Source organism: Heliorestis convoluta, from assembly GCF_009649955.1.
Classification (GTDB): Bacteria; Bacillota; Desulfitobacteriia; order Heliobacteriales; family Heliobacteriaceae; genus Heliorestis; species Heliorestis convoluta.
In genome coordinates this window covers 615,087-636,617 of sequence record NZ_CP045875.1, presented here as the reverse complement: position 1 = coordinate 636,617, position 21,531 = coordinate 615,087, and the positions used below count along the sequence as shown (strand labels likewise).

General features: G+C 41.1%; 17 protein-coding genes, 1 pseudogene and 1 riboswitch. Of the genes and pseudogenes, 15 read left to right on the top strand and 3 right to left on the bottom strand.

From position 1 onward, the window contains the following. Positions 1-10: 10 nt before the first annotated feature. From hfq to FTV88_RS02840, 9 genes are all read left to right on the top strand, one after another. Complete coding sequence (gene hfq / locus FTV88_RS02880) at positions 11-244, top strand: RNA chaperone Hfq (RefSeq protein ID WP_153724321.1); 234 nt, start codon at positions 11-13, stop codon at positions 242-244. 144 nt (positions 245-388) lie between these two features. Beyond that, a complete protein-coding gene (locus FTV88_RS02875; protein ID WP_153724320.1) occupies positions 389-1,639 on the top strand; it encodes a hypothetical protein in 1,251 nt (416 codons plus the stop codon). Positions 1,640-1,873: 234 nt separating this feature from the next. After that, positions 1,874-2,683: an SGNH/GDSL hydrolase family protein gene (locus FTV88_RS02870; protein ID WP_207707902.1), complete on the top strand. Its 810-nt coding sequence runs from the start codon at positions 1,874-1,876 to the stop codon at positions 2,681-2,683. Then, positions 2,683-3,597, top strand: coding sequence for an ABC transporter ATP-binding protein (locus FTV88_RS02865; protein ID WP_153724319.1), 915 nt, complete (start codon positions 2,683-2,685; stop codon positions 3,595-3,597). The genes FTV88_RS02870 and FTV88_RS02865 overlap by 1 nt, the downstream gene beginning before the upstream one ends. Continuing rightward, complete coding sequence (locus FTV88_RS02860; protein ID WP_153724318.1) at positions 3,590-4,570, top strand: ABC transporter permease; 981 nt, start codon at positions 3,590-3,592, stop codon at positions 4,568-4,570. The genes FTV88_RS02865 and FTV88_RS02860 overlap by 8 nt, the downstream gene beginning before the upstream one ends. 87 nt (positions 4,571-4,657) lie before the next feature. After that, positions 4,658-6,997 carry a bifunctional glutamate--cysteine ligase GshA/glutathione synthetase GshB gene (gene gshAB, locus FTV88_RS02855; protein WP_153724317.1) on the top strand — a complete coding sequence of 780 codons (2,340 nt, stop codon included), beginning with the start codon at positions 4,658-4,660 and terminating at the stop codon, positions 6,995-6,997. Positions 6,998-7,286: 289 nt separating this feature from the next. Next, on the top strand, positions 7,287-7,763 hold the full coding sequence (locus FTV88_RS02850) for a gamma-glutamylcyclotransferase family protein (protein WP_153724316.1): 477 nt from the start codon (positions 7,287-7,289) through the stop codon (positions 7,761-7,763). A gap of 158 nt (positions 7,764-7,921) precedes the next feature. Next, positions 7,922-8,971 (top strand): copper amine oxidase N-terminal domain-containing protein, encoded by a 1,050-nt coding sequence (locus FTV88_RS02845; RefSeq protein ID WP_153724315.1) that lies wholly within the window; start codon positions 7,922-7,924, stop codon positions 8,969-8,971. A 194-nt stretch (positions 8,972-9,165) separates the two neighbouring features. Further along, positions 9,166-9,900, top strand: a complete 735-nt coding sequence (locus FTV88_RS02840) for a YybI family spore inner coat protein (protein WP_153724314.1) — start codon at positions 9,166-9,168, stop codon at positions 9,898-9,900. Between the two features lie 79 nt (positions 9,901-9,979). On the opposite strand, the gene mgtE (FTV88_RS02835) is transcribed toward FTV88_RS02840, so the two are convergent. Both mgtE (FTV88_RS02835) and mgtE (FTV88_RS02830) read right to left on the bottom strand, forming a co-directional pair. Next, a complete protein-coding gene (gene mgtE / locus FTV88_RS02835) occupies positions 9,980-11,371 on the bottom strand; it encodes a magnesium transporter (RefSeq protein ID WP_153724313.1) in 1,392 nt (463 codons plus the stop codon). 68 nt (positions 11,372-11,439) lie between these two features. After that, positions 11,440-12,432: a magnesium transporter gene (mgtE, locus tag FTV88_RS02830; protein WP_207707901.1), complete on the bottom strand. Its 993-nt coding sequence runs from the start codon at positions 12,430-12,432 to the stop codon at positions 11,440-11,442. Between the two features lie 330 nt (positions 12,433-12,762). Further along, a riboswitch (M-box (ykoK) riboswitch) is annotated at positions 12,763-12,925 on the bottom strand. 188 nt (positions 12,926-13,113) lie between these two features. On the opposite strand from mgtE (FTV88_RS02830), the gene FTV88_RS02825 reads away from it, so the two are divergent. From FTV88_RS02825 to FTV88_RS02800, 6 genes and pseudogenes are all read left to right on the top strand, one after another. Beyond that, on the top strand, positions 13,114-13,662 hold the full coding sequence (locus FTV88_RS02825) for a nitroreductase family protein (RefSeq protein WP_153724312.1): 549 nt from the start codon (positions 13,114-13,116) through the stop codon (positions 13,660-13,662). Then, positions 13,655-14,353 (top strand): hypothetical protein, encoded by a 699-nt coding sequence (locus FTV88_RS02820; protein WP_207707900.1) that lies wholly within the window; start codon positions 13,655-13,657, stop codon positions 14,351-14,353. The genes FTV88_RS02825 and FTV88_RS02820 overlap by 8 nt, the downstream gene beginning before the upstream one ends. Positions 14,354-14,901: 548 nt before the next feature. Further along, positions 14,902-15,396 carry a putative endonuclease domain-containing protein gene (locus FTV88_RS02815; protein ID WP_153724310.1) on the top strand — a complete coding sequence of 165 codons (495 nt, stop codon included), beginning with the start codon at positions 14,902-14,904 and terminating at the stop codon, positions 15,394-15,396. Further along, positions 15,354-17,354 (top strand): DEAD/DEAH box helicase, encoded by a 2,001-nt coding sequence (locus FTV88_RS02810; protein ID WP_153724309.1) that lies wholly within the window; start codon positions 15,354-15,356, stop codon positions 17,352-17,354. The genes FTV88_RS02815 and FTV88_RS02810 overlap by 43 nt, the downstream gene beginning before the upstream one ends. 666 nt (positions 17,355-18,020) lie before the next feature. Next, positions 18,021-18,962 carry an RpnC/YadD family protein gene (locus FTV88_RS02805; protein WP_153724308.1) on the top strand — a complete coding sequence of 314 codons (942 nt, stop codon included), beginning with the start codon at positions 18,021-18,023 and terminating at the stop codon, positions 18,960-18,962. Between the two features lie 305 nt (positions 18,963-19,267). Then, positions 19,268-20,130 (top strand): annotated as a pseudogene (locus tag FTV88_RS02800) (DUF6544 family protein). A gap of 132 nt (positions 20,131-20,262) precedes the next feature. On the opposite strand, the gene FTV88_RS02790 reads toward FTV88_RS02800, so the two are convergent. Further along, entirely contained in the window at positions 20,263-21,528 is a 1,266-nt protein-coding gene (locus tag FTV88_RS02790; RefSeq protein ID WP_153724305.1) for a 4Fe-4S dicluster domain-containing protein, read from the bottom strand. Positions 21,529-21,531 lie beyond the last annotated feature (3 nt).

Here is a 21,531-nt window from a genome sequence, read left to right as displayed (position 1 = left end):
GGGCGCTCAGATGACCAAACAGCTTAACCTTCAGGATGCTTTCCTGAATCAAGTTCGCAAAGAAAATATCCTCGTTACCATTTTTCTAGTAAACGGCTTTCAAATCAAAGGAATGGTAAAAGGGTTTGACAGTTTTACTGTTTTCCTTGACGTAGAAGGAAAGCAACAGATGGTTTATAAGCATGCCATTTCGACAATCATGCCGACTCGTCCAGTCTCTTTAACATTAGAGAATAAAGCTTAATTGGGTAGAGAAAGACACCTCTTCAATAAGAGAGGTGTCTTTTTTATTCCCTATTTTGATGTTTTTATCATAAATTGGAAGGAGAATCCAAAGAAAGAGAGAAGTACTTAACCATAATATGCCAAACCAAGGAGTGGAATACGTATGGATAAGCGCTCTGACCTCTCAACAGATCAAGAAGACTACCTATTTGATACACCGATAGAACGCGAATTTAAGCCCAGCCAGAAAAGAATTGTCTCTGTGTCTGGCTATAAACCTGTAGAGCCGACTTTGCCGCCTTATAAATATCGGAAGAAAAGGAAAGGCCCTTGGAATAAAGTACTTGTAGCGACAATCACCGTTTCTATTTTTTTTGCAGGTGCTATAGCCTTTTCATCCTATGCAGGAATCATTTCTTTTTCTGCGAAACCTTTCGTCGAGTCCAATCTTTTCGCAGGCGATGACTCTGTAGAAAAAGATGCTTACATAATAGATAGGACAGAAGATCTATTCGTTGCAGACAGCATAGCAGGTGCAAGCAATACAAGCCATCTAGTAGCGCATAAATGGGAGCAAGGCTTGCTTCTCGAACAGACTTGGACTATCAGTGAGATACCTGGCTACGAGGCCAGCGAAGAGGGAGAAGCACCAAAAGAAATCAAGCGATCCATTCAGATCATACCCTTACTAAGCGGAGACTTTCTAGCTGTTAGTCAAGAAGAAGGCATCTTAAAAGGGATTGATATGACAGGTGCTATTGTATGGTCTAAAGGGCCAGAAGAATGGGGCGTTAGTGGTGACCGCGTTCTTCGAAAGTGGACAAGCCTTGCCCGATCGGAAAATGGACGAGTTGCTGCTTTTACAGAAGGCATAGAGTCTGTTGTCTGGTGGAGCAACTTACAGCGTCCATTTGAAGAACATCCTCTTCCTGAAGAAGGAAGTGCAATTATTTTAGGCGTTACAGCGAATAACGAATTTATCCGCTGGCATGAATCTGGTTTTGGCTTTGAAATCGTGAACAAATATGGTGATATGGTCAAAGAGATAGCCACCGATACAACCTATTACACACCCATTGCCATTCAACCACTGTTACAGAAGCGCTTGTTAGCTGCCACCTTAGAAGGCCTTGTATACGTTGTAGGCACGGAAGGACAGATTGAGCGCGAAGTAGGTAAATTACCACTAGAACGAGGAATTATACAAGCTTTGGCTGTAGACTTAGAAGGATATATTTTTCTTGGAACGGAGCGAGAACTTATTGTCTGGTCAAGTCGTGGAAAAGAAGTATATGCCATGCCTTTTGAGAATTCTGTCGCTTCACTCGCTTTTTTAGAAAAAGGAAAACTGCTAGTGGGCGACCGTAAAGGCCAAGTCCATGTTTTTACAGCCAAAGAACCTCAAAGCCTATAGGGATATTTGATGGAATCGAACCGGCCTTTTGTAACAAGGCTGGTTTTTTCTCTGCTTAATCTACATAACTTCTTGACCCGCCTGTACTTTCTCTACGGTACAATTGTTTCGTACAATGAAATCAATAAAGAGGGGCCTAGGCTTGGCTGAATTGGTTGAAGTGCCTGAATAGAAGTGATATGATGACTGACAATAAGAATCCTCATCAAAGAACGAAGAAAGGTAGGAAGTAACATGGTTAAAGTAAGGCAAGTACAAGTCTTTGCTTTATTTGCTACAATGCTATCAATACTTTGGATCGTCGGCCTTTCCATGACATTGCAGAGCTATATTAACGGTCCTTCTATGGCAACAATGGTACCTTTAACAATAGAGAGAAGCGCTACAGAGCCCACAGCAGCGCTAAAAGATAGATTCTCTGTTGTAGCTTTAGGTGATTCTTTGACTCGTGGCACCGGTGACAGTACAGGCAAAGGGTATGTAGGTCATCTCGTTGATTATCTTCGTCAAAACTCTCAAGAGACTGTATCCATTCACAACCTAGCCATCAACGGTCAGCGCTCTGATCAATTGGCACAACAAATTGAACAATTGGATGTACAAAGAACACTTCAAGAAGCTGATCTTATTGTACTTACCATCGGTGGCAACGATCTTTTCCGCCGAGGGGAAACACTTCTTACTATGGACTTAGAAGCGATTCAAGCTTATGAAAAAGACTATCTTCAGAATCTCCATTTCATTCTTTCAGAGATTCGCCAACAAAACGAAGAAGCCCTTATTTTTTACCTAGGCTTGTACAATCCATTTATCAACTTTGACGATAGTGAAATCACATCACAAGTGATTCGACAATGGAACTATGAAAGCGCCGAAGCACTGGCCCAATATAGTCAGACTGTATTTGTTCCCACTTTTGATCTTTTTCAGTTGAATGTGAACCAATATCTCTATTCTGATCAATTTCATCCCAATGCAGAAGGGTATCGCATGATGGCAGAACGGCTAACGTCACTACTTTCAAGGCGAGGTGAGACCGATTGATGAACCAGGAAATAACGCTGGCCGTGAAAGGCTTACGCAAAGTGATTGACCATAAAGAGATTATTCAAAACATTGACTTTGAACTGCATCGCGGTGAGGTTTTCGGCTTTTTAGGTCCCAATGGTGCAGGCAAAACAACAACAATCCGCATGCTCGTTGGTTTGATTCAACCTACAACAGGATCCATTGAGATCTGTGGTTACGATCTGAAAAAGAACTTTACCGAAGCAATGGCCCATCTCGGTTGTATCGTAGAAAACCCAGAGCTGTACCCTTACCTAACAGGCTGGGAAAATTTACAGCTTTTTGCCAATATGTTACCTAAGATCAGCCAAAAACGAATCGATGAAGTAGTACAATTGGTTCGGTTGCAACATCGAATTCACGATAAAGTGCAGACCTACTCTCTTGGTATGAGGCAACGACTTGGTATTGCCCAAGCACTCTTAGGAAAGCCTAAAGTGTTGATTCTTGATGAACCGACCAACGGACTTGATCCTTCAGGCATTCGAGAAATGCGTCAATTTATCCGTTTTCTTGCTGAAGAAGAAGGCTTAAGTGTTTTCGTTTCGAGTCACTTGCTCAGTGAGATTCAGCTAATGTGCGACCGTGTTGCCATTATCTCCAAAGGGCAAGTGCTTCAGGTGGGAGAAGTGAAGAGCTTATTAGGGCAACAAGAACGACTCATCTGGAGAGTAGAACCACTAGAAAAAGGAGTAGAGATTCTGCAAAGGCTTACGGAAGTTACAGTAGAAGAAGACCGTATCATAACAACCTACCCTGGTGGTGAAGAAGCAGCTCACTGGAACCAAAAACTTGTAGAATCAGCCGTTATGGTACAAGAAATGAACCGACAAATGCCTATGCTAGAAGACCTGTTCCTCCATATCACAGGAGGCGAGACTGTTGATTAAGCTTGTATTAAATGAAATCATCAAATTACTAGGAAAGCGGCGCCTTCTTGTTGTCACCTTGATTATGGCCATGCTGATTGCTGTCTTTACATATGCCCAGGCCAAAGAAATTGAAAGAACAAGGGAAAGGCTAGGGACAGAAGACTGGAGAACAACCTTACAACAACAAATCATTGATACACAAAACCGTCTCAGCAGTACACGCATCTCCGATGAATGGAAGCAACAGTTGCAGATTCGCATTGCCCAGCAACAATACTACCTAGATAACGATATCAATCCAACAGAACCAGGGGCTCCTACTTTTCTCCGTGGTTTTGTAGAAAACTCAATTCAATTGTTGTTGCCCCTTATGGTGATGGTGATTGCAGCCGATCTAGTCTCATCGGAAAAAAGTATCGGTACGATTAAATTGTTGCTTACAAGGCCTGTCAAACGATGGCGAATTCTTTTAAGCAAATATATTACTCTGATTCTGGCTGTGTCTTTTATCATCTTTATCTTTGGTTTGATTGGCTATCTCATCTCAGGTCTTGTCTTTGGTTATAAAGGTTGGATGGCGCCAATCATTACAGGCTTTTCTGTTCAAGGTGGAGAGCTTGATACAGCGTCAACTTATATTATTCCACAATGGCAATATCTTTTAATGATCTTCGGTCTAGCCTGGTTTGTCTCCCTTGTGGTCGGTACCTTGTCTTTTCTTTTGTCAGTTCTTATTAAGAGCACCGCTGCTGGCATGGGCATTATGCTTGCCGCCTTGATCGCCGGTACCATCTTAAGTAACATGGTTTCTTCTTGGGAAACGGCAAAGTATCTCTTTATGGTCAACTTGAATCTCACAAGCTATTTAACAGGGCAAGGTCCGCCGATAGAAGGAATGACCCTTGGTTTTTCCATGGCTATCTTGACAATCTGGGCTCTTGGAGCGCTATTTCTATCCTTTTTTGTTTTTACAAAGCAAGATGTGTATTAAGGGTTCTTTTGTGTTATTGTAACAAGTGAGAAAGCCAATGCGCTGTGCTATTTTCATCTGGTTATGTGACCGGGCATGGAGGTTCGTATGGAGAAAGTAAACAAAGGTCTCATAGAATACGTAATTAAAGAAAATCTATCGACACAATTATTTAAGGGCACTTTTGGGTTGGAAAAAGAGAATGTCAGGGTAGACCGGCAAGGTAAATTGGCGTTGACACTCCATCCTAAGGAATTTGGAGACAAGCTCTACAATCCCTATATCAAAACAGACTTCTCGGAAAGTCAAGTTGAAATGGTAACGCCTGTATGTGGAAGCATAGAGGAAGTATACGCTTTCCTCGAAAACTTGCAGGATATCATCTCCTTAAATATTGGAGAAGAATATCTATGGCCCCAAAGCAATCCGCCGATTGTACCAGAAGAGGAAGAGATTCCTATCGCTGTATTTGCCAGTGAAGGCAGTGCAGAAAGAGAATATCGGCAAAGATTGGCCGAAAAATACGGTCGGAAGAAGCAGTTACTATCAGGGATTCACTACAATTTCTCTTTTGATGAAGACTTTTTGATGCGTTTGCACAGGGAATTTGGCGGCAAAGAAAAGTATAGGGATTTCAAAGATGCGCTATATCTTAAAGTGGCCAAAAACTTTTTGCGGTATCGATGGTTATTAATCTACCTAACCGGTGCCAGCCCCGCTTATCACAAGTCTTTTGGTGAAAAATTTGCAGCTATGAGCGAAGAACTAGATAGCGAAAGCTATTACTTCAAGGATATGAGCTCTTTAAGAAACAGCAAGTGTGGATACAAAAACGAGGAAGATTTTATTGTTAGCTACGATTCTCTAGAAGGCTATATCAGCGCCATTCAGTCCTTGATCGATGACGGTAAGATTGCCAATGCCAACGAATTTTATAATCCAGTACGATTAAAAGCAAAAGGCAAAAAGGGCAACTTAGAGCAATTGAAAAATGGGGGAATTCAGTACCTAGAGCTGCGCATCTTTGATCTAAACCCTTTTAACAAAAATGGAATCTTCATGGAAGATATCTATTTGACGCACCTTTTTATGATTTATATGGTACTACTCGAAGAGACGCCTTTTGGTGCAAAAGAGCAAGATATTGCGAACCAGAACCATGATGCTGTAACCGTAGCGGGCAGACAAGCTGATCTTACGATTTATGATGAATCGGGGCAGTTGGTTTCTTTTAGAGCGGCGGCCTTAGATATACTACAGGAAATGGCAAAAATAACAAGAACATTCAATGTTAAAGAAGATTTTTACGCAACGCTGATTGAAGGGGCCAGAGAAAAGGTTCAAGATCCAACCAAAACCTATGCCTATAGAATTATTGAAGAAGCTAAAAACAAATCCTATGTAGCTTTTCATGTAGAGAAAGCAAAAGAATATGTAGAAGATAGCAGAAGCAATGTGATTTTAAGAGGTTTTGAAGATTTGGAGTTATCGACTCAAATCTTAATCAGAGATGCTATTACGAGAGGTATTACTTTTGAGATTCTCGATAGAGAAGAAAACTTTCTGAAGTTACAGCAAGGGTCTCAAGTAGAGTATGTAAAGCAGGCTACCAAAACATCGAAGGATTCTTATGTCACCGCCTTAATCATGGAAAATAAGGTTGTGACCAAGGAATTATTGAAGGAACATAACCTTACTGTACCGACTAGTAGTAGCTACTACGATATAGAGAAAGCAAAGTTATCCTTTGATACATTCCAAAACAGTCCCATCGTTGTGAAACCAAAATCAACGAATTATGGAATTGGCATATCCATTTTCAAAGATAAATTCACCAAGAAGGAATATGACCGGGCTTTAGAGATCGCTTTTCATCACGACGCGAGTGTCTTAATAGAGCACTTTGTGCCGGGCAAAGAGTATCGTTTTTTGGTTATAGACAATGAGGTAATTGGGGTTCTCCAAAGGGTACCGGCCAATGTGCAAGGAGATGGGCAAAGAAATATTCGGGAGCTCGTGATAGAGAAAAACAAAGACCCCTTGCGGGGACAAGGTCACAAAACACCACTGGAAAAAATCGTCCTTGGTGAGATCGAGGAAAGCTTCCTCAAAGCCCAGGGTAAAGATTTTGACTATCTTCCAAGGCAGGGTGAGGTCGTCTTTTTAAGAGAGAACTCCAATATTAGCACCGGCGGTGATAGCATAGACTACACCGAGCTTGTTCATGAAAGCTACAAAGAACTGGCTGTAAAGGCTGCACAAGCTATAGGAGCGGCCATTACCGGCGTTGATATTATAATTGAAGATATTGAAAGCCCCTGTGATGAATCTAACTATGCCATCATTGAGCTAAACTTTAATCCAGCTATGTACATGCATTATTACCCCTATCAAGGGAAAAGAAGACCTGTTGGAGAAAAAGTGTTGGATTTGTTATTTCCGAAGTAAGTGTAAGCACAGTGGAGTCGCTTTGCTGCCCAAGGGGAAATAATAATCCATTTGAGTCATTAAACAAAGGGCAATCGCCAATTCATAGAAAGGCAGTTCAAGTATGACAAAGCATGACAACTAGAACTGCCTTTCTTTTTTGCTCGCAGGGAGTGCCATGGTGGTTTTTCCGGCCATCGTGATCGCTGACAGCCTTGTAGCAGGTGAAATTGCCTATGGTAGAAGTAGAACCCGAATCGAACAAGTGCTCTTTCGAACATGATATAACTTAATCGATGGAGGTAGGTCAATGAGCATTCTTTACTTTGCTTACGGATCTTGCATGGACAAAGAACGGCTTATGGAGGCTGGCGTTATAGAAGAGTTTGAGCTTATTGGCATTGGTAGAATAGATGGTTGGCGCTTTTGTATGAATAAACGAAGTGGCTGCCGTCGATATGTGTGGGCGAATGTTGAAAAAGATGAAAAGAGTTATGTCTATGGTGTTCTCTATCAGGTATCAGACAGAGGGCATAAATACTTAGATCATCGTGAACAGTATCCTGAACACTACGAAAAAGAATATGTAACTGTAAAAATAGAAGAGCATCTTTATGAAAACGTCATGATCTATGTAGCGACTGCAGAATACAAATGCCAAGCAGGACTGCCGACAACACAAAAATATGAGATTGAGTTGAATCGTGGCGGAGCCTCTTTGCCAGAACCCTATCGTACACAAAGCTTGTTGAAAGAGATACAACGTTGTCAAAGCTATAAAAAATAGAAGCACGAGAACGCTTCAGTAGAACAAGGCACAGCCATTCTCAAGCGCAAAAAGGTTGTTATAGATATTCTCTATGTTACTTGTGAAAATAAGCTGAAACTTTTTTGCTCTTTCTAGGGTCTAATAGAGTAAATAACAAGAAAGGGAGTAATCGGTCAATGAGTACTATTAAACATATTAGAGGCGCTATTGCTGGTGCATTAACGGTCACCTTATTAACCATTCCAGGTATTGCTGGTGCTAACAATTTATTAATAGACAAAGGCGTGAGCAGTGATCACAAAAGAGATGTCATTGAGATAATTGAAAAAGTAGAAGAAGAAAGATATGTCGAGATAGAAGTAGAAACTTCTGCCATTGGCTCCTTTACAGGGAAAGTAAAGGAGATTACGGAACACTATGTGGGCGCCTTAAAAATCTTTCTCGAAAATGATCAAGGCCAAGAAGCCCATCTAATTGTATCTCAACAGACTTATGTAGCAGGTAAAGAGCAAATTAAGCTAGGAGATATGATCACGGGATATTATGATGCCAATAAGCCCATCATCATGATCTATCCGCCCCAATACGCACCTGAATTGATTGTCTTTGAAAATAGCGATGGTAACGTCAAAGTTGAAGTCTTTGATGAAAATTTGCTCAGTAAAGATCAAGCATTAAAGCTTACTATCGATGAAGAAAGGGAAATATTATATCCAAGTGGTGCTCCATACAAAGGAGATCTAACAGACAAAACATTGGCTGTTTTCTATGACTTTTCCACACGCAGCATTCCTCCGCAAACAACGCCTATAAAGATCATTGTATTATTTGAAAAGGAGCCAACTACGGAGGAAATCTTACAACTTGATTTTTCCCATCTAGAATACATGGTGAATCATCAAGTTGTGAAAGCAGCTGAGCCCTATGCTGATGAAAAGGGAACCATTATGGTGCCACTTCGCTCCATTGCAGAAGCATTGGGGTATAGCGTAACTTGGGATGGAAGAGATCAAAGTATAACAGTGGGTCAAGATTTTTCCTTGCAAATAGGGAAAGACGCCTATACCAGTCTAGGAATAAGGCCTATAGAACTAGGAACAGCGCCGGTACTAAAAGACAATACTACTTATGTACCTTTACATTTTTTCAGAGAAGTTGTCGCCATGAACAATGCCTATGTCTTTGAAGGGCAAATTGTTATTAATAATGATGAGAAAATGGAATAAGGAAAGAATTATTCTTTTCTGTTCTCCATATGTAATCTTATTCTGAGAAAAAAGTAGCGAGTAAAATCGCTACTTTTTTTGCGCTTCTATTAAAGAGCGTTTTTTGCTAACCCTACCAAAAAATCGTAAAGGCGCAAAAAGTCCTTCTCATCATACTCTATAAGAGCGAATATGCGAAGGAGGCTTACGACAGGATGGACAATAGATATGAAAGGGTACATCAAGCACCAACACAAGCTCTACAAGGCAAGATTCTTACTTATCAAATCGGCGATGTAAACGGAGATAGAATTCCTGATTGGGTCTACGTAACAGGGAATTATCCATATCCTGACAGTCCTTTTGTTGATACTATGAAACTGATAGTTCAAGATGGCAAAACTTCGGCTTTGTATAGCCTTCCACTAACAGAAAGGGCTGGCTACGAACCAACTCTTTTTTTGGGAGACTTTACAGGGGACGGTGTAAAAGATATTCAGCTTACCATTAACTCAGGAGGCTCTGGCGCTTTCACCTACGAATATGTGTACTCTTTCTTAGACAACCAGGCTCGAAAGCTTTTTGATTTTGAACAATTCAACCAAGCTTATCGATACAAAGTAACGTATCTAGACTATTATCAAGTAAAAGTAAAGAGCTTAAACGCCACGAATCATTACACCATAGACATTCGCTACAAAGGAAAAGAATATCTTTCTGAAATTTACGATGAAAAGGGAAGATTAAAAGAACCGATCGAAGGTGATGTAAGTCCTGTTGGTGGTTTGTATCCCGTAGACTTTAACTATGATGGCGTTTTTGAACTACTGGCTTTTCAGCGAATTTATGGTCGCTATCGTGCCGATGGTTTGGGCGATTTGATCACAGTACTTAAGTGGAATGGGAATCGCTTTACACCTACGCTGCAGTGGGTAGGGATTTTTGGGTGATACATTGTGAAAAAGCCGCCAGAAAAACTTTCTGGCGGCTTTTTTTGCAGATAGGCTTAACAAAAACACATGGGATCAATCAAAGCAAGCCAATGGCTCCCAAATACCACGTAGCAACAGAAAAGTAAATCAGCACACCAAAGATATCGCCAATCGATGTAATAAGAGGAGCACTGGCAATGGCAGGATCAAGGCGCATACGACTAAGAGCAAAAGGAAGAGACATACCAATGACACTACCAACAAGTACGACCATAATCATAGTGAGAGCGACAACAAGGGCCACTTCCGGTCCAGCACGGAAAAAGCCAATGGTAGCAACAGCAGCACCCATGGCCAGACCCATCAACCCAGCTACAGCCACTTCTTTTCCCAGAAAGCGAGTCCAGTCACGAAGTTGTACGTCACCTGTAGCCAGGGCTCGAACCATCAATGTGGCAGCTTGACTGCCTGCATTGCCACCGCTATCCACCAACAAAGGAAGAAAAAAGACTAAAGCCACAACAGCAGCAATGGTATCTTCGTAGTAAGCAATGGCAGCACCAGAAAAAATGTTCATAAAAACGAGAAATAGGAGCCAACCAATTCTTTTTCGGAAAAGCATGGGTATCGTTGCATCTTTAAGGCTTGTTTTGAAAGAGCCAATCGATGCCATTTTATAAAAATCTTCTGTTGCTTCTGCTTCCATAACATCCATGACATCATCGGCTGTAACAATGCCTACAAGGACACCTCGGGTATCAACAACAGGAAGGGATAAGTAGGAATGTTGTTCTATAAGCTTAGTCACAACATCTCGATCTTGATCAATACCGACAAAAACGAGATCCGTAGACATGACTTCTACCACTTTTTGCTCTTTCGAAGCCCAGAGTAATTTACGAATCGGTACAATGCCTCGTAACCTTTGCTCACTATCAACAACGTAAAGATAATATTTACTTTGCAAACCAATCTCATGATTGCGCAGAAAATGAATTGTATCAGCTATCCTATACTGTTCTGGAATTGCTAGAAATTCCCGGGTCATAATGGTTCCAACAGAATCTTCAGGATAAGAAGGCAAGGCTGTCTTTTCTCTAGGGAGTTCAGAATATTTTGTCAACTCATCTTCCGTAAGTTGTATAAAGGTGTCCACTTGATCAGCATTGCTTTGATGAACCCAGAAGATAACAACACTTTTACCTGTTACAGCAAGAGAAATATAAAGACCAAAAATACCAGTAGAAAAGTGAATCGAGTCTAGTTCAGAATAAGAATAAGATTGAACATGAGGACCTAGGAAAAAAATCAATCTTCTATCGGTAGCGACCAGCACGCCTTCACTTTGAATCGTTTTGCCAGCTAACATGGCATCATAAGGATAGACAAGAAGATGAGAAAGAATTGTTTCTTTCTTATCTAAGTTTTTCAAGGCTCTTTCAAGCCATTTTTCTTGATTAAGATCTTGAGCTATATTTACTTTTTTCATAACGATCACCTTTATCTAAACAGTAAAATTCACCTCTGTAATGATGCTTTCTCTAAAAAGCCTTTCTTTTACATCATACCGACAGAACCAAGGTACCAAGTCGCGATGGAGAAGTAGATAAGAACGCCTGCAATATCGGCAATGGATGTAATAAGAGGCGCACTGGCTGTAGCAGGATCAAGGCGTAAACGGCTCAAAGCAAAAGGTAAGGACATACCAATCACACTGCCGACAAGAACAACAACCACCATGGTTAAAGCAACAACGACAGCCACTTCAGGACCTGCGCGGAAGATGCCAATGGTAGCAACGGCGAGACCCATCGCCAGACCCATCAAGCTTGCGACGGCAACTTCTTTCCCTAAGAAGCGAGTCCAGTCACGGAGCTTTACGTCACCTGTAGCCAAAGCACGAACCATTAAAGTAGCAGACTGAGAACCAGCGTTACCACCGCTATCAATCAAAAGGGGAAGGAAAAAAACAAGAGCTACAACCGCTTCAATGGTCTCTTCAAAATAAGCAATACCGGCACCGGAAAAAATATTCATAAAGACAAGAACTAACAACCAACCTACGCGCTTTCGAAAAAGCAAACCAACAGTGGCGTCTTTTAGGCTTGTTTTCAACAAACCAACAGGTGCCATTTTATGAAAATCTTCTGTTGCTTCCTCTTCTACAACATCATAGACATCATCCGCATCAATGATGCCAACAAGAACGCCTTGATCATCTACCACGGGGATGGAGATAAAATCATGCTGTTGCATTAATTTGGCTACAGCTTCTCGGTCCATGTTCACATTGACTGATACTACCTTAGACTGCATAACATCGGACACAGTTTGCTCATCAGAAGCACTTACTAAGTTGCGAATGGGAAGCAAACCTTTTAATACGTTTTGGGGATCGGTAACATAGAGATAATATTTATTCTCTCCATTGATTTCATGTTGTTTTAGAAACTGAATTGCATCTTTGACACTGTAATGTTCTGGTACAGCCAGAAAGTGTGTAGCCATGATAGAACCTGCTGACTCATGGGCATAAGTCTTTGTTGTCAAAGAGTGTCACCTCCATAATGGCAGGAGGGGAAAGGCTATATCAAAAGAGATAAGGCACTTTTGAGTACAGAATCCCTCTCCTCCTGCAAGTGTTATTTTCGTATTCGTTGCCTTGTGGTTCGGAAAATAGATAGTATTACTCCTAGAGTCAGGTGGCGGTTCTGGGTCTGCACTCATGAGCCTCACCTCCTTTTTCTAATAAAAATAAAACACACCTTCGCTCTTTAAGAGTGAAGGTGTGTTAATAGCATACCTATAAAAGTATTGCTCAAAAAAAGCAACACAAAAACAAAGGCATTCTAACAAAAGGGCATAGAAAGTAAACTTTGCCCTTCTCCCCACTCGTAGAGCTTCAGCACTGTACAGCATAGGACTGGCCAGCTACATTAACGAAGACCTTAAGCCGATCTTCACTGTTGACCCATTGGCGTCTCTCGACATTTCTGGGCAGTAGCATATCTCCGTACAGGAGCCTCACCTAACGGGAATGTATGGAATTTTTACAACATCGTTACCTTAGCATACTTTCAAGTATGTTGTCAACGAAAAAAAGACAACTGATCGAGACTTGTGGTACATAGTTTATAGATTTTATAGTAAAATCTATAATGGCTCGCTAAGAGTCTCGCCGTAATCGTTTGCACAGAACCTGATCATCTTTATGAAGGGAGAGGAGCTTCAATGTTAGACTTATTAAAGTCTCGAAGAAGCATTAGAAAGTATCAGGATAAAAAAGTAGAAGAAGAAAAAGTAGATGCCATTCTAAAAGCGGCCTTGCTATCCCCATCTTCAAGGTCTAGAAGACCTTGGGAATATATAGCAGTTACAAACCAAGAAGTACTGAAAAAGCTTTCCCAGTGTAGAGAACATAGTTCTCAGTTCTTAGCAAGTGCTCCATTAGGAATTGTTGTAATCGCAGATCCCGAGGCTTGTGACGTTTGGATAGAAGATGCCTCTATTGCTTCCGTCATAATCCATCTTACGTCTCATTCCTTAGGGCTTGGTTCTTGCTGGATTCAGGTAAGAGAGAGAATGCATAAGGAAAATGTGAAAGCAGAAGAATATGTTAAGCAGCTTTTAGGAATACCAGAAAAATATCATGTTGAGTCTATTATCGCAGTAGGTTACCCAGCAGAAGAAAAAAAGCCTTACGACGAAGAAAAGTTACTTTACAACAAAATCCATAGAGAAACTTATGGAATTATAAAGAGAATTCCCAATATTGATTAGAAAAGAGAGAAGAATATCGATGGAATACAGAAGAATAACCAGTATTTCCGATCCCTTATTCAAACAGATGCACCAACTCATGCAAAAAGTATTTCCTCCAGAAGAAGTGTTGGAATTTGACCTTTGGAAAGAGCCTTTAGAAGATCCAGGAATCCGTGTCTTTGTAGCCTTACACAATGGTGAAGTCGTTGGAACCACAGAGTATCGTTATTATGAAGACTTTAATGTGGCCATGACTGACTTTACGATCATTGGTCAACCAGGCCTGTCTATAGGTCCTTTTTTAGCCAAAAAGCGTACGGCTGATTTGGAAGAACTGGCCACGCAGCAGGGTAAAAAACTGTATGGCACCTTTGCCGAGATTTATGATCCCTATCGAGTTAAGCAAAATGAATTTGGTGGCGTAAAACCAATGGACCCTTTTGTCCGGAGAGAAGTACTGTCGCACATGGGTTTTAAACGCATTGATATTGATTATGTCCATCCTTCATGGAAAAATGATGGAGAAGCTGTAACGGGGCTTGATCTATGCTTTCTTCCATCCGATGACAGCCTGGACTGTCTGGAAGCCGATCTTGTTGTGAAATTTTTAAGACGCTACTACGCTGTCTTGTCTAATAAACCAAAAGCGTGGATGGAAATGATTGAAAAAATTCAAAAGCAAGATTGCATTGCTTTACAGCCTCTGTGAAGTGACCTAGAACTGAGGGTACAGGGGAGAAAAATAAAAACAAATGAAGCGACAAAATACGACAAAGGTTAGAAAGAAAAATATGATAAACTACTATTAATTTTTACTTCCGTAGTTTACTCCTCTCAATCAATGCTTCAGAAACTTAACACATCTTTGTTTTGCTTTTCAAAAGGGAGTTAGATAATAAGCTCTTTTAGCGATTCAAAATGACTGATTGTTTTGAGATAAATTTTTGCAATTTTACAAGCAGGAGACGACCTATTTAATCTAAGCATATCGCCATCAGAGTTCGATTGTCTAAATGTAGGCAATCGATTTTTTTTTGAAATTTATAGAATATAGAATTTTTTGATGAGATATCAATTATGTGAAAGAAGAACATAAAAGACATGTCGAAAGTTAAAGACAGTTTGACCTTGATTTGCAGAAGCTTTTTAGCAAGTGCTTATTCAAATAATAAGGCTGAGACTACATAAGTATACGGTAAAAGGAAAGTATATTTGCTAATTTTAGGAAATTCATCGTACTAAGAAGGTGATTTGAATTTGAAAGAAGAGAAAAAAACCAAAGAAAAAGGTGAGAAGAGACAAAGTGAAAACAACAGCAATAACAAAAGTCTAAGAAAGGGTTCAAGCTCCTCAGAAGATCTTTTCATGGAAATCTTTGCAGATACCTTTGGTTTGGAAAAGGTACAATATCTCATGCCAGAACAGCCTTTTGAAGATATCTACGGCTATCCTCGTCGAATCGATTATGCTTTATCAATAGGCTATGAAAAATACGCCTTAGAAATCGATGGACAAAGATACCACGATCCCTTGCAAGTAGCCAAAGATAAATTTATCGACGATCTGATTCGACAAAACAGTCTCATCTACCAAGGATGGAAAGTATACCGCTGGGCCTATCGCCAATTGACGCAAAGTCCCGAACAAGTAAAAAGTGAACTGGTGCAATTTCTTGGCAACAATCCCCATCTTCAGATTTGGCCGATTTTTTGCCCAAACAACGAGCATCGCAGATCTCTTCAGGCGATCTAGAGCTGCGAGAACACCAAAAAGCAGCTTTAGAAGAACTAGCAAAATTACGCCGCGAAGGCAATTCTATCGCCTTGCTCACCCATGCCACGGGAACAGGGAAAACAACAACAGCCGTTCTTGATGCCAAAAAGATGAATCTACCCACCCTTTTGTTGGCGCATACGCGAGAACTGGTCGAACAAGGTGCCTCCACTTTTGCTCGTCTATGGCCGGAAGCAAAGGTCGCTATTATCGATGGAGATGGGATCCGAGGAGTTCATCATGAAGTGCACCCATGGCCTTATCAAGCTATGGAGCAAAGCAATAAGAATCTCTTTGGAAAAGAAACTACTATGCAAGATGACAACAATTCTGGAAGCAACCTTGTGCTTGTCAGCACGATTCAGTATATACAACGGAATCTCATTGATTTTGATCCTGAACAATTTGGCTATATCATTATCGACGAAGCTCATCATGCTACATCTCGCACCTATCAGCAAGTGATCGGCTACTTCCACGCACAATTTTTACTTGGCTTGACAGCTACACCAGAAAGAATGGACGGTCAATCACTTCTCGAAATCTTTCAAAACGTAGCCCATCGAATGGATCTTCGCCAAGCCATTGAATTGGGTGAACTGGTACCGATACGATGTATACGAGTAAAAACAAACATCGATCTTTCTTCTCTTCGCTTCAATGGCATCCGCTATCAAGCCAAAGATTTAGAAGAAAAACTCCATATACCCGAACGCAACCAATTGATAGTCCAAGCTTATCAAGAGTTGGTAGCAGGAGAAAGAGCTGTTGTTTTCTGTGTTAATGTAGCCCATGCTGAAAAGATGGCCAGCCTCTTTCAAGAAAAAGGCATTGCAGCACGAGCTGTATCAGGTCAACAGAGCAGATTAGAGCGTCAAAAAATCTTAAAAGACTACGAAAAAGGTATCCTGCAAGTGCTTTGTGCCTGCGACATTCTCAATGAAGGGTGGGATAGCCCAGAAACGCGTGTGCTGATCATGGCTCGTCCTACCTTATCCAAAGTCATATACTTACAACAGTTAGGAAGAGGCACACGAAAAGCTCCTGGAAAAGAATCTTTGCTTGTTATCGATTTTGTCGACAATGGAAGCAAATATAACCAGGCCTTGAGTTTACATCGACTTTTCAAAATTCGAGAATACATGGCTGGTCGCTATGTACTAGCATCGCCAGAGAAAATCGCCGAAGAAAAAGCACATTGGGATGCAAGGCAATGGACGCAAGAACGACCTGATCTGGTAGCCAACTTGCATCTCTGGTTGAAAGATGTCGAAAGAGTAGACCTTTTTGATTGGCAAGAAGCAGTCGAACATATGTGGAGTCACCGCAAAGTGGCCATAGAGCTAGGTGTTGACGATATGACCGTTAGAAATTGGGTCAAAAAAGGAAAAATTGAAGCTGATCATGAGTTGCCCTTGGGACGACATCATTATTACTACTTTGAGCCAGAGCGATTAGAAGAAATTCGCACTACCATGGGAATCCCGAAAAGATTGCCTATCTACGAAGAATTTTTTGCATTCTTAGAGCGGGGAGATATGTCATCGTCTTATAAGCCTGTACTCCTTCGAGCGATGGTAGATTTAGCCGATGAGACAGGTCGTGTTATGATTGCCGATCTGGTAGAGCGTTTTACCTTCTTTTACCGTAACCGTGCTGAACAGAATCTTCTTGTTGAAAAACCTATATTTAGATTGTCACGAGTGCAAGATCTAACGACAGAAGAAATCCGCAACATCCTTTTTACCATGCCTTTTGAAAAGTTTGAGCGCAAAGGCTACTTTCAACAGTCCCGAGAATTGACGCAAGTACAATGGGCACCTTCGCTTTGGAGAAAGTTAACAGTTCAGGACAAAGAGCGGATTTGTAATAAAGCGGAAGAGCAGATTGTGGCGTATTATGAGCATATTGAAAAGGAAAAGAGGCTTAAAAAGTAGAGCAATAAAAAGGATTTTTGGATCTTTTGGTGTATTTTTGTAGTATCATACTAGATCGTTGACCTAATTTTTTTAGTAATCTGCTCTTTGCCGAACCTATTTTTAGGCTAAAAAAGGGGGTAGGTTCGGCAAAAGTGAGCATTCGGCGAAAAAATAGAGCTTAATAGAGATAATTAAATTATTTCGGCACTGAAATTTGGTTGACATAACGCAAAAACATCCATTTTTACTCGAACCGTTAAGAGGTTCGGCAAAATGACTCTGGGAAGCCTTATGTAGCTAGGGTTGCAGAAGACCGGGGTAGAAATGGTGCCTCGATTTATAGAGGATTGCGACACAATACTTCCATTCGAAGGACAGGGGTAGCAACAAGGAATTCAGTTAGAAAGAGCAATGTTTTCAAGAAAAAGAGGTCTTCCAATATTTTTAAAGCAACAAAAAACCAGCCACAGGTTGTTCCTAGCAACCTGTGGCTGGTTTGTCTTATTTTAAAAAGAAGCAAGAAAAGCTCTATCATCGGTATTATCACAGAAAAGTAACTGTAAAAAATCATCAAAAATTGAAGGAAACAGTTGAAATAAACTAGAATAAAAGAACAAAATGTGGAGCCCTGCAAAGGAAAATAGGATATGCTACAATGAAAGAAAGGGATTGATTCCTCCGATCATGACGAAGATTGAGAATTCAACACAAGAAACAGAGATAGCCTGGCAGTCTAAAGACATAGTTCTTAAAGCCGTAGCCGAGACATTCAAAGGAAAAAGCCTAGAAGTATTAGGGATAGATGTAGCACCAGTCGTAGAAATGCTGCCAACAGCCTTGCCTGTCGTAGAAGCCAAAGAAAAGCGTATAGATTTTGTTTTCAAGCTTGCAGACAATACACTGTTACACCTGGAATTTCAGACAACCATACCGGATGATGAGCTGAGAAGATTTGCTTACTACGGAGCTCGCATTGTAGAACGACATGCCTTGCCAGTTCATACAGCTGTGGTCTACGCAGGAAAGATTAACAGAGCACCGGAAAGGCTTGTTATGGGATCCCTTAACTATCAAGTCTCTAACGTATTTATGAGTGATTTTAACGGTGACGAAGAACTAAGGATATTAAAGGAAAAAATAGAACGTGGTGAGAAGCTAGACGATTTAGATATGCAGAAACTGATCTTTTTACCAATGATGTTTAGCCAGAAGAAAGATGAAGCAGCACTCGCTGTAGAAGCCGTAGAATTGGCCAAACAAATTGAAAGCGAAGTATTACAAGCTTTCACAGTAGCCTGTATCGTGGCCATAACCGATCGAATTCTACCTGATGAAGTAAAAAAGCGCATACTGGAGGTGCTCAAAATGACGAAAATCGAACAATGGATCAGAGAAGAGGGCCGAGAAGAAGGCCGGGCAGAAGGTCGCGTAGAAGGCCGAGTAGAAGGTAAGTCAGAAGGTTTGCAGGAGTCTATATGCAAATATCTTGAAGCTAGGTTTGGGACAGGATCTATAGATCTCCAAAAAGAAGTAAGAGGTATAACGGATCTAGAGAAATTGAATAAAATTTTAGACAGCATATATAGAGTAGGAACAGTTAAAGAGGCCAAGAAGCTTATCGTTTAATAGCTTTTCAATTTCCGAATTGGAGTTACAGAAAGCCTTATGTAGCAAGGGTTTCAGAAGAGCGGGGTAGAAATGGTGCCTCGATTTATAGAGGATTGCGATACAATACTTCCATTCGAAGGACAGGGGTAGCAACAAGGAATTTAGTTAGAAGGAGCAATGTTTTCAAGAAAAAGAGTTCCCCCAAGATTTGCAAGGTAACGAAAAAACCAGCTCAAGGTTGTTCCTAGCAACCCCATGGCTGGTTTGTCTTTTTTAAAAAACAAGAAAAGCTCGATCAATAAATCCTTTGAAAGAGAGATGAAATGATGAAAAGAATAGGAATCATCGGCTTTGGCGTAATCATGGGCATTTTTGTGATTGTACTCGCTTTTTCAGCCATCGCAAATGCAACTTTCAACCAAAAGGTTCATAAGGAAATTGTTGAATTTTTAGAGACCCAAAAACATAGCGAAGCAACTACAATTCAAGCCGAAGAGGTAGAACACTTGCCTGAACCTGTGAAAAAATGGTTAAGAACAACCGGTGTGATCAATACTGAGCCAGTTCATACAGCTCGTTCCCGACAAAGTGCTCTTGTTCGGCTTGATCAAGACAAGGATAACTGGATGCCCTTAGAAGCGCAACAATACTTTACCATTGATAAGCCAGGCTTTCTTTGGACCGCCAAGTTTAAGGTTGCCCCTTTTATACATATTGTCGGTAGAGATAGATACCATGAAGGAAAAGGTCATATGTTGATTAAATTCCAATCTTTCTTCAATATAGCCGATGCAAAAGGTTATGAAATGGATCAAGGTTCCTTGGTTCGCTACTTAGCAGAAATTGTCTGGGTGCCAACGGCTGCGTTGGAAGAATACATTGCTTGGCAAGAAATCGATGAGAATTCTGCTTTGGCAACGATGACCTATCAAGCGTGTCTGCATCCGGTGTCTTTACTTTTGATGATGAAGGGAATGCAATACATTTTCTAGCTGACCGTTACGGTGACTTTGATGGAGAATTCATTATGCAACCCTGGTCCATTCGCATGAAAGAACATCAATGGATGGATCGATTCAAAGTACCCCTTCAAGCGGAAATCACCTGGAAACTTGATGCAGGAGACTACACCTGGTACTTGCTTGAAGTAGAAGAGATAGAATATAACAAGGCGGAGGTTTATTAAGGTTCGGAAGAAAAAGGGGGCAAGCATGTTATTGACGGTGCGCCAGCCGTTAGAGCTCTTTCTAAATTGACGAAGTACGTTGAAAGCGGATCTGGGTTAGACTGATTCAACCTGATGGCTGGTTTGATTACTTTAAGTTCCTTTAAGCAACCGTTCCAAATAACGAGATCGCAACTGCTCCTTGGCCATCAAGCGCTTTACAGGAGGAAGCTGCAAAATGGCTGACAAAATAGCGGCCATTGCCCGGTGACTTTGTAAAGCCTGGTTATCGAAGATCAGATTCTGCAATCTACCTCGTTCAAGAGCGGCTAATACGATCCGATGGGCTGAGTTAACGGGCGTAATAATCCGCTGAGGTCGCTCTTTCAGAGAAAGGCACTTTAGAGGACAAAGACGAATACAAACAGCACAACCAAGACAAAGGGTCTCATCGATTTTTGCTTTTTTAACTTTCTCTGATGGGTGAGAGGTCATTTGAATCGCTTCAATGGGACAAGCTTTTGCACAGCGGCCACAACCGTTGCAAGCCTTTTCATTAACAGTAGGAAGATAATTTGTCGTATGTATTGGTTGAAGCAGGCCAAACTTACGCACAGCAATTAAGCCTTCACAGCAACAACCACAACAATTGCAAAGAAAACTTACATCTTCTCGTACATTTTCCCCACATTGCACAAGATTGTGCGCATAAGCTTCCGCAAGAAGTTCCAATCCTTCCGATGAATAGATAGCTCTAGCATGTCCATGCTTAATCAGAGAAGAAGCAGTATTGCCAAAGGTCATACAATTGTTCATAGGCGCAGAACAATTCTGCCCTAAATGCTCCATTTTGTGGCGACAGTAGCATAGACCGACAGCAATGGTTTTTGCAGACTCGATCACATGGCTGGCGCGTTCATAATCAAGAATATGAAGAGCATTGTCATTGCTTAAGACCGCTTCTTGCACAAAAACACGACCCAGTCGTGTCTCGCTGCCGAGAAAAAGATCCTTAATAAAGTCCTCTTCCACATTGATATATTGATGAAAAAGCTCGCTTAAAAGCTTTTGATCCAGATCGCCCCGTATTCGCATAAAAGCAAATTCAAAAAAGCCTGCCATGGGTGGTGGCAAGACATAGTGTTGCCTACCTTCTTGTTCTATATCAAGCAGCAGAGCCCGACTGGCCAAATCATCTAAAATCTTGTGCGCTTCTGCTTCACTCTTTTTCCAGATGGAAGCGGCTTTTTTCACGGTAAAAGGTCGGATGGGCAATTGTGACACGAGATTGGCTTCATTTTCTCGAAAAAGAAGAGATAAAATCTTATAAAGACTTTCCGAAGGCGGTGCACCCTGGGGGAAAAGATTCAGTCTTTCTTCCAGTTTTTTGTATCCCGAGCGGACTGTTAGGTGTGCCATGGC